12 protein-coding genes are annotated in these 16730 nt (G+C 30.1%); 11 read left to right on the top strand and 1 reads right to left on the bottom strand.

All coding sequences use genetic code 11. From position 1 onward, the window contains the following. Window positions 1-5 precede the first annotated feature (5 nt). Complete coding sequence (locus tag BLT70_RS16790) at window positions 6-2867, bottom strand: TonB-dependent receptor (RefSeq protein ID WP_091897116.1); 2862 nt, start codon at window positions 2865-2867, stop codon at window positions 6-8. A 240-nt stretch (window positions 2868-3107) separates the two neighbouring features. Here BLT70_RS16790 and BLT70_RS16785 point away from each other — a divergent pair, with 240 nt between their 5' ends. The 11 genes from BLT70_RS16785 (at window position 3108) to uraD (ending at window position 16713) form a co-directional block, all read left to right on the top strand. Beyond that, a complete protein-coding gene (locus BLT70_RS16785; protein ID WP_091897113.1) occupies window positions 3108-4097 on the top strand; it encodes a MoxR family ATPase in 990 nt (329 codons plus the stop codon). A gap of 67 nt (window positions 4098-4164) precedes the next feature. Then, on the top strand, window positions 4165-5034 hold the full coding sequence (locus BLT70_RS16780) for a DUF58 domain-containing protein (protein WP_091897110.1): 870 nt from the start codon (window positions 4165-4167) through the stop codon (window positions 5032-5034). Between the two features lie 7 nt (window positions 5035-5041). After that, window positions 5042-5956: a hypothetical protein gene (locus BLT70_RS16775; RefSeq protein WP_091897829.1), complete on the top strand. Its 915-nt coding sequence runs from the start codon at window positions 5042-5044 to the stop codon at window positions 5954-5956. Then, window positions 5943-6950 (top strand): VWA domain-containing protein, encoded by a 1008-nt coding sequence (locus tag BLT70_RS16770; protein WP_091897107.1) that lies wholly within the window; start codon window positions 5943-5945, stop codon window positions 6948-6950. Before BLT70_RS16775 ends, BLT70_RS16770 begins: the two co-directional genes overlap by 14 nt. A gap of 47 nt (window positions 6951-6997) precedes the next feature. Continuing rightward, window positions 6998-7183, top strand: coding sequence for a four helix bundle protein (locus BLT70_RS17465; RefSeq protein WP_231962757.1), 186 nt, complete (start codon window positions 6998-7000; stop codon window positions 7181-7183). Window positions 7184-7450: 267 nt separating this feature from the next. Further along, on the top strand, window positions 7451-8497 hold the full coding sequence (locus BLT70_RS16760) for a VWA domain-containing protein (protein WP_157691933.1): 1047 nt from the start codon (window positions 7451-7453) through the stop codon (window positions 8495-8497). Window positions 8498-9354: 857 nt separating this feature from the next. Further along, window positions 9355-10770 (top strand): FAD binding domain-containing protein, encoded by a 1416-nt coding sequence (locus tag BLT70_RS16755; protein WP_091897104.1) that lies wholly within the window; start codon window positions 9355-9357, stop codon window positions 10768-10770. After that, window positions 10763-13087, top strand: a complete 2325-nt coding sequence (locus BLT70_RS16750) for a xanthine dehydrogenase molybdopterin binding subunit (RefSeq protein WP_091897824.1) — start codon at window positions 10763-10765, stop codon at window positions 13085-13087. Before BLT70_RS16755 ends, BLT70_RS16750 begins: the two co-directional genes overlap by 8 nt. A gap of 1 nt (window position 13088) precedes the next feature. Continuing rightward, window positions 13089-14426 (top strand): allantoinase AllB, encoded by a 1338-nt coding sequence (gene allB / locus BLT70_RS16745; protein ID WP_091897084.1) that lies wholly within the window; start codon window positions 13089-13091, stop codon window positions 14424-14426. Between the two features lie 8 nt (window positions 14427-14434). Continuing rightward, window positions 14435-15838 (top strand): urate hydroxylase PuuD, encoded by a 1404-nt coding sequence (locus BLT70_RS16740; protein ID WP_091897081.1) that lies wholly within the window; start codon window positions 14435-14437, stop codon window positions 15836-15838. Window positions 15839-15843: 5 nt separating this feature from the next. After that, window positions 15844-16713: a 2-oxo-4-hydroxy-4-carboxy-5-ureidoimidazoline decarboxylase gene (uraD, locus tag BLT70_RS17355; protein WP_197678370.1), complete on the top strand. Its 870-nt coding sequence runs from the start codon at window positions 15844-15846 to the stop codon at window positions 16711-16713. Window positions 16714-16730: the final 17 nt, after the last annotated feature.

Below are 16730 nucleotides of genomic sequence, written 5' to 3'. Positions count from 1 at the left end.
CGTTTTTATTTTAAAGTGAATGTTAATTTACCAAATACGTATCTTCCATTAAACCCAAATTGAGAAGTTCTTCTTGAAAAGATGAATTGACCTCCATAATTACTTGCTGTAGGCACTTCATCTGGGTATACGTCTAATAAATTATTAGATCCAACAGTTAATCTTAAATTCTCTGTTACTTCATAACCAAAAGTTAAATCCGTAATAATTTTTGCATCATAAGTTACTGCTCCTGCAAAGTCTGGGTCATTTACAGAACCAAAATAAACATTTCGTAACATAGCACTAAACTTACCAGTTTTATAACTATTAGTTAAATTAAACTTCGTTCTTGGCATTGCATCTTGTATATAACCTTTTAAAGTAGCATCTAAAATTTCAGTTCCAAGAATAGATTTTACATTTTTAATTTCTGTTTTAGAGAATGTTCCTGATAAAATATTATTCAAAGTACCATTTTCTCCAATACTCATATTTTGATCAATTACAATATCTAATCCGCTAGACTCTGTATCAAAACCATTGGTAAAAAACTTAGCTGCTCCTGCTGCTGCTGCATCAAAAATTGCTGTTTGTTCAGCTCCACTAGGGCTATAACTTCTTGTTAAACCAACTCTATCATCAACATTTACCATATAAGCATCTACAGTAATTTTTATTTTTGACTCTGGTAATTTAGCTGTTAAACCTAAACTAAAATTTTGAGAAGTTTCTTCTTTTAGTGTTGGAATTCCAATTAAATCTGCTAATCTACTATTGTTTGCGAAAGTTCCTTGCTCTATTGGTAAGCCACCAACAAATTGTGTAGCAGTTGCATTAAAATAAATTTGATGTAAATCTGGCGCTCTAAAACCAGTACTAATTGCAGCACGAATTGCAAAATTATCAGAAGCTTTAAATCTAGAAGCTATTTTCCAATTAAAAACATCTCCAAAATCATTATAATTCTCATAACGTATTGCAGCGCTTACTAAAAAAGATTCAGATAAATCTGCCTCTAAATCTAAGTAAGTTGCAAAACTATTTCTGTTTTGATCTACTTCATTTTCTGGCCTATATCCTGGGAAAACTTGAGCGCCTCCAGGTACATTACCACCAAAATAACTTTTAACTTTATCACTATCTAATGTAAGATTGTTTACAGGCTCTCCATATACATCATAGGCTGTGTATGAAGATTCTTCACCTGCAAGTAATTGATAATTTTCAACACGATATTCCCCTCCAAAAGCAACATTTAATCCTTCAAAAGTATCTTCATAAAACTTAGACACATCTAAATTAGTAGTATTTTGTGCAAAAGAAAATCCTCCAGCTTCAAATTCATTTGGAGATGAAGCTCCTAAAGTTGCATTGGTTGTATTTACAATCGTAAAATCAAAACTATTTACACCATAAGTATTAGAGAAATCAACATCCCATTCTCCTATTTTACCTTTAATTCCTGCTGCAAATGATTTATCTATTACACGAGATGCAATATGAGGTAAAAAACCGTTAGCATAAGCATCTGTATTTCCACGTCCATCGGTATAAGCTGGTCTTCTAAAAAAACCTGCTGCTAAACCGTCTCTAAAACTTAGACCCCCAAAAGAATAAAATGTAGCTCCATTATCATCCAAAGGCAACTCCATATTCATCATAAACTGTCCAGAACGCAGTTTAGATTGTCCTACTTTCATTCTAAAATCATCACGAGTTAAACCTCTTTGTGTTAATTCATATTCTGATACTGCTCCATTATTTCCATTAGAAGAAATAATGTCTAAAAATGAATCTCCATTTGCTATACCAGCATCATAAACTGCTTGCAAAGACGGATCTAAACCACCAACATAGGATGCTAATGCACTTGGGTTCATTGCAAAGGCTGCATCATAACCTAAGTTACGTGTAGCAATATCAAACATTGTGTAAATTGGTTGCCCCATAGAATCACTTCTATTGGTTGCGCCTCTTGTAGCTAAAGATCCTGTAAAATTAATATAACCACCATTATCTCCTAAATCTACACCATAATTTGCATCAATTTGAAATTTTTCGCCATCTACACCACCTTCATTATATTGGTTAGAATGTTCACTAAAATTTGCACCACTGTTAATATTTATTGCTAACTCATTAGTAGCTTTCTTTAAAACAATGTTAATTACTCCAGCAATTGCATCAGAACCATATTGAGCAGCTGCACCATCACGTAAAACTTCAATTCTTTCAATAGAAGCAGTGGGAATAGAGTTCATATCTGTACCAACTGTACCTGTACCAACTGTACCATTTACATTTACTAAGGCAGATTTATGACGTCTTTTCCCATTAATTAAAACCAATACTTGATCTGGCCCTAAACCTCTTAAAGACGCTGGATCTACATGATCTGTACCATCAGAAACTGTTTGTGTAGTTGATGTAAATGAAGGCGCCACATAATTTAATATTTCTGTAACAGAAGTTTGAGCTCCTGAATTAGAAAGATTTTCCATACTTATAATATCTATAGGAACAGGAGTATCAATCATTGTTCTAGATTTATTTCTAGACCCAATAATAACAACTTCTCCTAAAGCATTATCTTCTTTTACAACTATTGTTAAATAAGACGCCTTATTCACTGTAACTTCTTTAGTTTTAAAACCCATAGAAGAAATTACTAATTTTATTGGTAATTCTTTTACAGGTATAGAAAATTCTCCGTTATCATCTGTAACGGTTCCATTAGTAGTTCCTTTTTCAACTACATTCATATAAGGCAAAGCACCTCCAGATGAGTCTGTAACTTTTCCTTTTATTGTTTGTGCCGCCATTATTAATGGTAACAAAAACAAGAAAGAAAACATTAATGTTTTTAAAATGTCATTTTTTTTCATATTCAATAAAATTTTGAGTTATACACAAATATTGATTAATATATCGAGTATTCCTATTTAATTTAACAAAAAAATAACGTTTTTAAATTAAATTTAAATAATACATATTTTTTTTAACACAATAATTATCATCTATTTAAAAAAGTAATTTTAAAAAACATCTTTAACCTTCTTTTAACAAAAAGAATTTTGTTAAAATTGTAGCTTTGTTTCAAAAAAATAATACCTAATAAATATACAATGGATGTAGATGTAAGAGCTATTAATGAAAAAATAGAAAGAGAAAGTGCCTTTATAGATATTCTTACTTTAGAAATGAATAAAGTAATTATTGGACAAAAACAAATGATTGAAAGTTTGTTAATTGGCTTACTTGGTAATGGGCATATTTTACTTGAAGGTGTACCTGGTTTGGCAAAAACTTTAGCCATTAACACTTTAGCGAAAGCTGTACAAGCAAGTTTTAGTAGAGTGCAATTTACACCAGATTTATTACCTGCGGATGTTGTAGGAACAATGATTTACAACATGAAAGTAAATGATTTTTCTATAAAGAAAGGTCCAATTTTCGCAAACTTTGTATTAGCGGATGAGATAAACAGAGCGCCTGCAAAAGTGCAATCTGCTTTATTAGAAGCGATGCAAGAACGTCAAATTACAATTGGTGATACTACTTTTAAATTAGAAGAACCTTTCTTAGTAATGGCAACACAAAACCCTGTAGAACAAGAAGGAACATATCCTTTACCAGAAGCACAAGTTGATAGATTTATGCTAAAAGTGGTTATCGATTATCCAAAACTACAAGACGAACAAGTTATTATGCGTCAAAATTTATCTGGCGGATTTGCAACTGTAAATCCGGTAATAACTGTAGAACAAATTTTAAGAGCAAGAGAAGTTGCTAATGAAGTTTATATGGATGAAAAAATTGAGAAATATATTCTTGATATTATTTTCGCAACTCGTTATCCAGAGAAATATAATTTACCAAAATTAAAAGATTTAATAAGTTTTGGAGCATCACCTCGTGGAAGTATCAACTTAGCAAAAGCTGCTAAATGTTATGCTTTTATCAAAAGAAGAGGATATGTAATTCCAGAAGATGTTAGAGCCGTTGTTTTTGATGTTTTACGTCACAGAATTGGTATTACGTATGAAGCAGAAGCAGAAAATGTAACTTCAGAAGACATTATAAATTCAATTATAAACGAAGTAGAAGTACCTTAGAAAGCTATTAGCTAATTGCCTTTAGCCTTTCGCTAAAAGCTAACCTACCAAAAGCCAACAGCATAAAATGGAAACTAAAGAGATACTTAAAAAAGTTCGTAAAATTGAGATTAAGACAAGACGTTTGTCTGATCATATTTTTGGAGGTGAATATCATTCATCATTCAAAGGGCGTGGTATGACTTTTTCTGAAGTAAGACAATATCAATTTGGCGATGATGTAAGAGCTATTGATTGGAATGTTACCGCACGTTACAATGAACCTTATATTAAAGTTTTTGAGGAAGAACGTGAGTTAACAATGATGTTAATGGTAGATATTTCTGGATCAGAATCTTTTGGAACATCAACTCAATTTAAAAAAGATACGGTTACAGAAATTGCAGCAACACTAGCCTTTTCTGCCACTCAAAATAATGATAAAGTAGGTTTAATTTTATTTTCTGATGATATTGAGTTATTTATTCCGCCTAAAAAAGGAAAAAGTCACGTTTTACGAATTATTAGAGAACTGATAGAATTTAAACCAAAAAGTAAAAAAACAGATATTTCTGTGGCTTTAAAATTTTTATCAAGCGTGATGAAAAAGAAAGCAATTGTTTTTATGTTATCAGATTTTATTGATGATGATTATGAAAAAACATTAAAAATTGCTGCTAGAAAACACGATTTAACAGGAATCAGAATTTTTGATAAACATGATGAGGAAATTCCGAATTTAGGAATGGTTCAAATGTTAGATGCAGAAACTGGAGCTGTACAGTTGATAAATACGTCTTCAAAATCAATCCGAAGAAATTACAAAGCAAATGCGCTAAGATTAACAGATTATTACGTTAACACTTTTAAAAGATGTGGTGCAGGTACAATAAACACAAGGGTTGATGAAGGTTACGTAAAAAAATTACTTGGCTATTTTAAACATAAAGGAAGATAAGCAAAAAATGAAAAAATACATTTTACATATTTTTTTACTGATAACGACAATTAGTTTTGCCCAAAATCCGATGGTTAAAGCGCAAATTGAAACGTCGCGAATTAGAATTGGCGAACAATTTAATTTAAAAATTTCTGTAAATGAAATTGACGATGTTATTTTGCCAAAACTAGCATTAAAAGGATTAGAAGTAGTTGATTCTGCAAAGATTGATACTCTTAATAATATGCTTATTCAAAAGTATATTATAACTGGTTTTGATAGTGGCGCATATTACATTCCGCAGCAACACGTATTTGTAAAAAACCAAGCGTATCTTACAGATTCTTTATTGGTAAATGTTGCTACAGTTGCCATTGATACCACAAAAGTTAAGAAATATCCTATAAAAACCATCAAAGCAGAACCTTATACTTTTGATGATTTTAAAATATACATTTATATACTTATTGCTGCTTTAGCAATAATTGGTTTTTGGATTTACTGGTTTGTTATCAGAAAAAGAAAAATTGAAGAAGATACACCAACTTTTAGAGTTTTACCACCTTTCGAAGAAGCTGTCTTTAAATTAAATGAATTGGATGAAAAACTTTTATGGCAGAACAATAAAGTTAAAGAATATTATAGTGAATTAACAGAAATTGTGCGTGGTTATATTGAACGCGAATTAAGTGTACCTGCTTTAGAAAAAACTACGGATGAAGTTGTAGAAATGTTAAAAGATTTTAATGAAGCAGAAACAATAAGAACATCAAAAGAAACCATTAAAAAATTAAAAGAATTACTGCAAGAGGCAGATTTAGTAAAATTTGCAAAATCTAAACCTTTGTCTTTAGAAATTGAAGAAGACAGAAAAGATGCACTTGATATTATTAGTAATTTAAAACCAAAACCAGTTAGAAAAAATGATGAATTGGAATAATTTTGAATTTCTAAATCCGGAGTTTTTATGGCTGTTGATTTTAATTCCGCTTTTAGCAATTTGGTATTTCTTTATGCGCAAAAAAGATGCCGCAGTTTTAACCATACCAAGTGTAAAAGGTTTTAAAGCAAAAGCGTCGATTTTACCTAAATTAAAACCAATTTTACACCTTTTAAGACTCTTTGCTTTAGCGGCAATTATAGTTGCTTTGGCTAGACCTAGAAATGTTTCTGTTAGTAAAAAAACAAAAACAAACAGAGGTATAGATATTGTTATGGCTATTGATGTTTCTGCAAGTATGTTGGCTCGAGATTTAAAACCCAACAGACTAGAAGCGCTTAAAAAAGTGGCTGTAAATTTTGTTGATAGAAGACCAAATGATAGAATAGGAATTGTTGTTTACGCAGGTGAAAGTTTCACACAAACACCTATTACAAGCGATAAAAGCATTGTAAAACGTACTATTTCTGAATTACATTGGGGACAATTAGATGGCGGAACAGCAATAGGAATGGGTTTAGGCTCTGGCGTAAATAGATTAAAAGAAAGTAAGGCAAAATCTAAAGTTATTATTTTATTGACTGATGGTGTAAACAACTCTGGAAACATAGATCCAAGAACTGCTACAGAACTTGCAAAAGAATTAGAAATCAAAGTATACACGATAGGAATTGGAACCAACGGAATGGCAGATTTTCCTTGGAGTAAAGATCCTAGAACTGGTCTTTTAAATTTTAGAAAACAACAAGTTGAAATTGACGAAGAATTGCTTAAAGAAATAGCAACAGAAACGCAAGGAAAATATTTTAGAGCAACAGACAACAATTCATTAAAAGAAATTTATGATGAAATTGATAAGCTCGAAAAAACAAAAATAGAAGAATTTAAATATTACAATTATCAAGAATTATATAGAGAATTAGTTTTTTTAGCTCTTGGATTTTTAATATTAGAATTCATTTTAAGAAACACATTATTTAAGAGTTTTATATAAATATGATGTGTAAATGTTGAATTATTTAAACGTGTAATTGTAAAAAAATGTATGTATTTTCATTTAAAAAATTAGAAGTATGGAAAGAAGCAATTCAGCTATCCAAAGACATTTATAAAGTAACTTCTACTTTTCCTAATGAAGAAAAATTTGGATTAATTAGTCAAATAAGGAGATCAAAAAATTCTATTGCGGCTAATTTAGCAGAAGTTACATCAAGAATTACAAATTAGGATAAAGCACATTTTACAACCATTGCATTTAGTACAACAACGGAAGTTTTAAATCATTTTAGTATCAAAAGAATTAGAATTTATTTCTGAAGAAGATTATTTAAAATTAAGAGAACGAATTTATAAGATTTCTAATATGCTAAATGCATTAAGAAAATCACAATTAAAAAAAGAGTAAAAAAGTGTAACTGTTTAATTATTTAAACGTGTAACTACTTAGCAACGCGAATTAACAATTAAACAATTAACCGCTTAAACAATTACACAATGTATAAGATTGAAGAACCAATTTATTTTTATTTACTAGCAATTATTCCTGCAATGATTGTTGTTTTTCTGTTGGTTTTATGGTGGAAAAAAAGAACGCAACGTAAATTCTCTAATGCGGGTTTATTAAAAAAGTTGGCACCAAATTCATCCGTATTTAAATCAACTTTAAAATTGATTATGTTGCTTTTAGGAATTGCTTTCTTAGTAATTTCTTTAGTAAATCCAAAAATGGGATCGAAGTTAAAAACCATCAAAAGAGAAGGTGTAGATATCGTTTTTGCGTTAGATGTTTCTAAAAGTATGTTGGCAGAAGACATTGCGCCTAACCGATTAGAAAAAGCGAAACAAATAATTTCTAAAATCATAGATAAATTAGGTAGCGATAGAGTTGGTATTATTGTATATGCAGGTAATGCGTATCCACTTTTGCCAATTACTACAGATCATGCAGCAGCAAATATGTTTTTGCAAAACGCAAATCCAGATATGGTTTCTAGCCAAGGAACAGCTATAAATGAAGCGTTAGATTTAGCAAAAACTTATTATAATGACGACGAACAAACTAACCGTTTTTTAGTTATTATTTCTGACGGTGAGGATCATCAAGAAGAAACTAAACAAATGGCTCAAGATTTATCTAACAAAGGCATCAAAATTTATACAATTGGTGTTGGTTCAGAAAAAGGAGCTCCAATACCAATGCGAGTTGGTAATTCTATGATTGGCTACAAAAAAGACAATAAAGGAGAAACCGTAATTACACAACGCAAACCTGATGTCTTAAAAGGAATTGCAAATGCTGCTGACGGAAATTATATTGACGGTAATGTTACTAAAAATCCTGTAAAAGAGATTTCTGATATAATTACAAGCGCACAAAAAAGCGAATTTGAAACCAAGCAGTTTTCTGATTATAAAGACCAGTTTCAATGGTTTTTAGCAATTGCTATTTTATTTTTACTATTAGATATTTTCTTGTTTGATAAGAAAACGAAATGGTTAAGAAAGGTTGATTTATTTAATGAGGAAAAAGCAAATAAATAACTTATCTTTTATTTACTAAAACACAAAGGTTCATTTTAAGATTAAAATCTATTGAACTCAAATACCTTACACAATAACAGAACTTAATAGTACAAATAACGTCTTATTTGCACTATTAAGTTTTGTTTATTCTTTATATAGATACCTGATATTATTATTTAAATAATTCTAAAAAATTAAAAAAAGACACCTTTTTTTCTTTATTATTTTAACACACTTAACTCTTTATAAGTATGTAATTCAAATATTTTGCTATAAAATATTTTCATTTTGATAAAAAAACATCAAAATTATAGCGAAAACATTTTTTTTAAATATTTTTAACAACATTAATTTTAAATAAACTAAAAAAACTTTATGTTTGTTTTTATAAACCAGAATAGTAGCTAAAATATTAGAAAGAAATCTGTAAACTATTTATGTAATTCTCATTACTAAAAAACCCTCAGAATAAAACCTAATAGACTTACTACTATTAATTTACACACTAAATGAATTTTTATTTCTAAATAATATTATCTAAATATTTTTAGAAATAAAATTAATAATTATTAAAAAACGAATCTAATCGTTTCTATATAATTTGTAAAAACTGTACTTAAAAATCTACTTTAACTACGGTTTTAAAAATTTCATTAAAAGTGTTATTTTTTTCCTAGAAATACTTCGTTGGCTGAAGAACTTTCAAATTGATTATTAACCATATAAAAGTATAAATATGTATATAAAAAATAAAGAAAAGTTCATACAAAAAGCATTCGCTTTAAAAAATTAGCTCGTTATATTACTCTAGATCCTTTTATAAAATTGCAAAAAAAAGTCGATAAAACAAAATATTAAATACTATTAATAACCGTATGATTGCATTCATTCTTAATAATAAATTAATACATACTCACGCAAATACCAGCATGACTTTATTGGACTTTGTTAGGTATGAACAACGTTTAACTGGCACAAAAATTGGTTGTCGCGAGGGAGATTGTGGTGCTTGTAGTGTTTTAGTTGGAACTTTAAAACCAGATAACACTATAGAATATCATAGTATTACCTCTTGTATTTCTCCATTAGGTAATGCCAATGGCAAACATATTGTAACGGTTGAAGGCACTAATTTAAAGAATAATTTAACCGTTTCTCAAAAAGCCATGAAAAACAACTACGCTACACAATGTGGGTTTTGTACTCCTGGTTTTGTGGTCTCACTTACTGGATTTTGTCTTTCAGATACAGAAAAAAAGCAAGACAACGCATTAAATGCAATTAGTGGAAATATATGCAGATGTACGGGCTATAAATCTATAGAAAAAGCTGCTAATGAAGTTTGTAATCAACTAGGTGACAAAAAGGAAAATACCTCAACAGAATGGCTTATAGAAAATAATTTTATTCCAGATTATTTTAAGGATATTCCTAAGCGATTATCAGAAATAAAACAAGAAAAACCGACACAACAAAATGAAACATTTGTTTCTGGAGGTACAGATTTATATGTACAAAAAGCAGATAGTTTAAGTGAAAAATCGATTCATCTGATTTCAGATAATTCAAAATTAAAAGGCATTTCTATTAAAAATAATGTTTGTACAATTGGTGCCGGAAATGTAGTTTCAGATTTATGGAATCACCGAGAATTAAACAACTATTTTCCAAATTTAAGAAAACATCTTAAACTCGTTTCATCAGAGCAAATACGTAACATGGCTTCTCTTGGCGGAAACTTGGTAAACGCCTCTCCTATTGGTGATATGACTGTTTTCTTTTTAGCTCTAAATAGTAGTATTACCATTATTGATAAAAATGAAAACGAAAGAAATATCCCCCTTAAAAATTTCTTTAAGAATTATAAAATTTACGATTTAAAAGAAGGTGAATTACTTAAAAATATCAATTTTAAATTACCTACCGAGACTTCATTTTTCAATTTCGAAAAAGTATCTAAACGTACACATTTAGATATAGCAAGTGTAAATTCTGCTATTCATATAATTACTGATCATCAGAAAATAAAAGAAGTTCATATCTCTATGGGAGGTGTTGCTGCCATTCCAAAATATCTGCACGATACAGTAGCTTTTTTAGAAGGTAAAAGTTTAAATCCAGAATTAATTATTGAAGCAAATGAAATACTCCAAAAAGAAATTAGCCCAATAAGTGATGTTAGAGGTTCTAGCGATTACAAACGTTTACTAGCACGTCAACTATTTTTTACACATTTTACAGAGTTATTTCCAAATATATTCACCCTTAATAATGTTATTAAAAATGGATAAAAACATATCAAATAACAAACTAGAATCAAAGCTTGATGCACTTACAAAAGATTTAAAATCTAGTGTAAAAAATATGGATTCATACACACATGTTAGAGGAGAATCTATTTATGTTGATGATGTTAACGTAAGACAAGGAACGTTTTTTGGTGTTGTTTTTGATTCGCCAAAAGCACACGGAAAAATAAAATCTATTGATTACACTAAAGCAATAGCTCTAGAAGGTGTAGAACGTATTTTTACACACAAAGATGTAACAGGAGAAAACCAAATTGGTGGTATTATTCCTGATGAGCCTTTATTTGCTGAAGATGAAGTCCATTTTTTAGGAATGCCAATTGCCTTAATTGTTGCAGAATCTGAATTTATTGCTAGAAAAGCAAGACAACTTATAAAAATTGATATTGAAGAGTTACCTGTTATTACTACTGCAAAAGAAGCTAAAGAGAAAAAACAATTTATTAACGCTCCAAGATCTTTTAGTTTAGGAAATACAGAAACTGCTTTTAAAAATTGTGATTTTGTTTTTGAAGGTGAAACTTTTTCTAACGGACAAGAACATTTATATATAGAAGCTCAAGGTGCGTATGCAGAACCTTTAGAAAATGGTAATATCAAAATAACATCATCAACACAAGGACCAACATCTGTTCAGCTAATGGTTGCCCAAGTTTTAGGATTACCAATGCATAAAATAGAAATAGACGTTACGCGTTTAGGTGGTGGTTTTGGTGGTAAAGAAGACCAAGCAACACCTTGGGCAGTAATGGCAGCTTTAGCAGCGCATCATCTTAAACAATCTGTAAAACTAATTTTAAATAGACATGATGATTTACGGATGACAGGTAAACGCCATCCTTATAGCAGCTCATTTAAAATCGGACTTTCTAAAACCTATAAAATACTTGCTTACGAAGTAGAATTTTTGCAAAACTCTGGTGCTGCTGCAGATTTATCTCCCGCAATTGCAGAACGTACATTGTTTCATGCAACGAATAGTTATTATATTCCAAATGTATCATCAACAGTACACAGCTGTAAAACAAATTTGCCTCCAAATACCGCTTTTCGTGGTTTTGGTGGGCCACAAGGTATGTTTGTTATTGAATCTGCAATAGCAAAAGCAGCTTCAGAAATTGGTGTTTCTTCCCAAAAAATTCAAGAAGCTAATTTATTAGATGAACAAGACACTTTCTCTTACGGACAAATAGCAACTCAAGTTGAAGTAAAAAATACATGGAAATCTGCAAAAACTATATTTGATTTAAATCAGATTGAGAAAAATATTAATGATTTTAATACGAATAATACTCATTTCAAAAAAGGATACGCACTAATGCCAATTACTTTTGGCATCTCATTTACAAATACATCAATGAATCATGCACGTGCACTGGTTCACATATATCAAGATGGAAGTATTGGTATTAGCACAGGAGCAGTAGAAATGGGACAAGGCGTGAACACCAAAATGGTTCAAATTGCTTCTCAAATTTTTTCTTTGAGCCCTAAAAAAATAAAGCTAGAAACTACAAATACAACGCGTGTAGCAAATACATCTCCTTCTGCGGCAAGTTCTACAGCAGATTTAAACGGAAAAGCCCTCTTAAAAGCGTGTAATGCTTTAAAAAGTAGATTAAAAAATCTTATTTCTGAAGAATTTGATGTTGCTATTAATACTATTGAATTTAAAAATGAATTTGTTTATATAAACAATCAAAAATCAGAAATCAGTTGGGAAAAATTAATTAGTAAAGCCATGTTTAATCGCGTTGCTTTAACTGAAAATGCACATTATGCGACACCAATAATTCATTTTGATAAGACAAAAGAAAAAGGACATCCGTTTGCATATCACGTTTATGGAACAGCAATTATTACCACTACTGTAGACTGTATGCGTGGAACTTATGTTTTTGATGATGTAAAAATTGTGCATGACTATGGAGATAGCATGAGTAAAGGTATCGACTTAGGACAAGTTGAAGGTGCAGTTATACAAGGTATAGGATGGATGACGATGGAAGAAATAGCTTATAATAAAGATGGACGTTTACTTTCTAATGCATTGTCTACTTATAAAATACCTGATATTTTTTCAGTGCCTAAAAATGTAGAAATTATTCCTGTAGAAACTGAAGGAAATGAGATGGCTATTTTAAAATCTAAAGCAGTAGGAGAACCGCCTTTAATGTACGGAATTGGTGCTTATTTTGCTATTCAAAATGCTATTAAAGCTTTTAATACAAATTATAAAATGAAATTTCATGCGCCTATGACTCCCGAAAAAGTATTAATGAGTTTATATAATAAATAAAATGTCAGAATTTTTAATTTATAGTAAACGTTGCTTTATCGATAATAAATTTATTGAAGCTACTCTGCACATTAAAAATAAAAAAATTGAGTCAATTTTAGATGGTTATCATCATTTACAAGGCCTTTCTCTATTTGATTATAATAATTTAATTGTGATGCCAGGTATTATTGATGCGCATGTGCATATTAATGAACCAGGAAGAACACATTGGGAAGGTTTTCATACAGCAACAAGAGCTGCAGCTTCTGGAGGAATAACGACACTTATAGAAATGCCTTTAAATGCGAGTCCGGTAACGACAACTGTTAGTGCTTTTAAATTAAAACAAGAAGCATCAATTAACAAACTACATGTTAATTGTGGTTTTTATGGAGGAGCTATTCCTAATAATGATAAAGATATTGAAGGTCTAATTGAAGCTGGTGTTTTTGGGATTAAAGGTTTTTTAACACACTCTGGAATTGATGAATTTAAAAATATTACCAAAGAGCACTTAGAAGCAATTGCGCCCATTTTAAAAAAACATAATGTTCCTTTGCTGCTTCATTGTGAACTAGAAGATAAAAATGTTCCTACAGTAATTGATCCAAAAAATTACAAAGAATATTTAAATTCTAGACCTCAACACTGGGAAACGAATGCGATTGAATTAGCTTTAAATCTTCAAAAAGAATTTGATATTAAAGTACACATTGTGCATTTATCAGCATCTAACGGTGTTGAAGCCATAAAAGAAAGAAAAAAAATCACAGATAAATTAACCGTAGAAACCTGTCCGCATTATTTGTATTTTAATGCAGAAAATATACCTAATGCATCGCCAATATATAAATGCGCACCACCAATAAGAGAAAAACAGAATAATGATATTCTTTGGGATTCTCTTTTAAATGATGGTTTCGATTTTATTGCCTCAGACCATTCTCCAGCACCAAAAGATATTAAAAACTTAGAAAATGGAGATTTTTTTAAAGCTTGGGGAGGAATTTCTGGATTACAATTTACACTTCCAATTATGTTTACAGAAACTAATAAAAGAGGATATTCATTAGAAAAATTAATTCCTTTATTAACAAGTAACCCAGCAAAATTTTTAGGATTACACGACAGGAAAGGAGCTCTTAAAATTGGATTTGATGCTGATATTACTATTTGGGATGACACTAAAAACATCATAATTTCTGAAGAAATTATAGAACATAAGCACAAAGCAACACCTTATTTAGGACATGAATTTAAAGGAAAAATTATGGCTGTATTTGTAAATGGATATCAGATACTTAAAGATTCTAAAATAATTAAAGAAAATAAAGGGGAACTTTTACTTAAAAAATAAAATACTGAATGTTAGAGATTATAATACTTATTGAGTGGCTTATTCTTTTTACCGCAATTGTGGCTACCACATATAAAATACATGAAATAATAAAAGACTTAAAAAATGAAAAAGATTATGAAAAAGCAGATTTATTTCAAACTCGTCAAAACTGGTTCTATGTATTAATAATTATTACATCACTTTGTGGAATTGGTATTCTTTATATCTTTTTAAAAGGCACTATTTACGAAAGTCACTTTTTTGAATGGTTAAACCTAACAGTTCGTTTAATCCATATTACTTTTGGTATTGCTTGGATTGGAGCTTCTTTTTATTTTGTTTTTTTAGAAAACGCACTAAATAGAACCGATGGTGTTAGAGATGAATTAGCAGGAAATTTATGGGCAGTTCATGGTGGCGGATTTTATTATTTAGAAAAGTACAAACTAGCTCCAAAAAAAATACCTAAAAATTTACATTGGTTTAAATACGAAGCCTATTTTACATGGTTATCTGGTTTTTCTCTACTGGCAATTGTGTATTATTTTAATGCCAGTTCTTATTTGATTGATCCAGAAGTATTAGATTTAAAGCCTTTAGAAGCCATTTCTATTAGTATCATTTCTTTAATATTTGGTTGGATTATTTATGATCAAATTTGCAAAAGGCTCAGTAAAAATAAAGTTATCTTTACAATATCGATTACAGTTTTAGTTTTTTTTGCCGCTTGGTTTTATGCACAAGTTTTTAGTGGAAGAGGATCTTATATTCACTTTGGAGCATTTTTAGGAACCTTAATGGCAGGAAACGTGTTTTTTGTTATCATTCCAGGGCAAAAACGCATGGTTGCAGCAGCAAAAAAAGGAGAAACACCTAATCCTGCTGATGGTAAAGCAGCTTTTTTACGCTCGTATACAAATAATTATTTTACACTTCCTGTGCTTTTTGTGATGATAAGTAATCATTTTCCAAGCACTTTTGGTAATGATTATCAGTGGTTGATTCTATTAGGTATTACCTTAGGAACCGCAGGTATTAAGCATTATTTAAATATGCGAGAAAAAGAACAAATTTCTATTTGGGTAATGCCTATTTCAGTTTTATTATTATTAGGCATGGCATTTATTACAGCTCCCGAAAAGACCAACGAAGAAAATTGTACAACATCAGTAACTTTAACAGATGTACAAACTATTGTTAATAAAAGATGTATTCAGTGTCATTCATCAAACCCAACAGATGCTGTTTGGAAAGTAGCGCCTAATGGAGTAAAATACGATACAGGAGAACAGATCTATAATTTACGTAATAAAATTTATCAAAGAGTAGTAGTAAGTAAAAATATGCCGTTTAATAACAATCAAACAGAAATAACACAAGAAGAACGTGATTTGATTAATTGCTGGATTAATCAAGGTGCTCCAAAATAAATAATATGATAACAATTAGTCAATTAAATTCTTTATCAAAAAAAGAGGCTTTTAAAACATTAGCTGCATGTTGCGTTTCAACCCAATGGATCTCTCAAATGGTAGAAAGCAGACCTTTTGATTCTTCAAAAGAACTCATTGAAAAGGCCGCTTTTATTTGGTATGAAAACTGTGTTTTAGAAGATTTTAAAGAAGCCTTTACTGGACATCCTAAAATAGGAAATCTAGAAAGTCTAAAAGCTAAATTTGCAGATACAGCCACTTGGGCAGGTAATGAACAAGCTAAAGTAGAAGAAGCTACACAAGAAACTATTGAAGCTTTATCTGAAGCAAATATGCTATACGAAGCGAAGTTTGGTTATATATTTATTGTGAGTGCTAGCAAAAAATCTGCAGACCACATGTTAGCGATTGTTAATGCTAGATTACATCATAATCCTGAAGATGAAATTTATGTAGCGATGAACGAACAACATAAAATAACGGTTATCCGATTAGGAAAACTCATTGAAGGCTTACTACAAGAAACAGATATAAATAGTCATATTACAACTCATGCATTAGACACATCTAGAGGTTTTCCTGCCAAAAACATGGTAATTACGCTAAAAACAAAACATGAAAACAATTGGAAACCTGTAAGTTTAGGTATTACAAACAGCGATGGAAGAATAGTAGACCTTTTGCCTCCTGGTAAGCTTTTAGAATCAGGAATTTATATGATGCAATTTCATACGGAAAAATACTATAAAGAGAATAATATGAAAGGTTTTTATCCTGAAATTTCAATACAGTTTGAAGTAACAGATGATTCTCATTATCATATTCCATTATTAATAAATCCATTCGGTTATTCAACTTATCGCGGAAGTTAAAATTGAAAGAAAAAAGA

The sequence above is a fragment of the Polaribacter sp. KT25b genome (assembly GCF_900105145.1).
In the GTDB taxonomy this organism is placed as follows: Bacteria; Bacteroidota; Bacteroidia; order Flavobacteriales; family Flavobacteriaceae; genus Polaribacter.
The sequence above is the reverse complement of the archived record's forward strand: the minus strand, read 5'-3'. Positions and strand labels throughout refer to the sequence as shown.

Excerpts from the sequence above, each read along its gene's own strand:
- BLT70_RS16750 (WP_091897824.1), top strand. The coding sequence starts at position 10,763 with ATGGATAAAAACATATCAAATAACAAACTAGAATCAAAGCTTGATGCA.
- BLT70_RS16780 (WP_091897110.1), top strand. The coding sequence starts at position 4,165 with ATGGAAACTAAAGAGATACTTAAAAAAGTTCGTAAAATTGAGATTAAG.
- BLT70_RS16770 (WP_091897107.1), top strand. The coding sequence starts at position 5,943 with ATGAATTGGAATAATTTTGAATTTCTAAATCCGGAGTTTTTATGGCTG.
- BLT70_RS16755 (WP_091897104.1), top strand. The coding sequence starts at position 9,355 with ATGATTGCATTCATTCTTAATAATAAATTAATACATACTCACGCAAAT.
- BLT70_RS16790 (WP_091897116.1), bottom strand. The coding sequence starts at position 2,867 with ATGAAAAAAAATGACATTTTAAAAACATTAATGTTTTCTTTCTTGTTT.
- allB (WP_091897084.1), top strand. The coding sequence starts at position 13,089 with ATGTCAGAATTTTTAATTTATAGTAAACGTTGCTTTATCGATAATAAA.
- BLT70_RS17465 (WP_231962757.1), top strand. The coding sequence starts at position 6,998 with ATGTATGTATTTTCATTTAAAAAATTAGAAGTATGGAAAGAAGCAATT.
- BLT70_RS16740 (WP_091897081.1), top strand. The coding sequence starts at position 14,435 with ATGTTAGAGATTATAATACTTATTGAGTGGCTTATTCTTTTTACCGCA.
- BLT70_RS16775 (WP_091897829.1), top strand. The coding sequence starts at position 5,042 with ATGAAAAAATACATTTTACATATTTTTTTACTGATAACGACAATTAGT.
- BLT70_RS16785 (WP_091897113.1), top strand. The coding sequence starts at position 3,108 with ATGGATGTAGATGTAAGAGCTATTAATGAAAAAATAGAAAGAGAAAGT.
- BLT70_RS16760 (WP_157691933.1), top strand. The coding sequence starts at position 7,451 with ATGTATAAGATTGAAGAACCAATTTATTTTTATTTACTAGCAATTATT.
- uraD (WP_197678370.1), top strand. The coding sequence starts at position 15,844 with ATGATAACAATTAGTCAATTAAATTCTTTATCAAAAAAAGAGGCTTTT.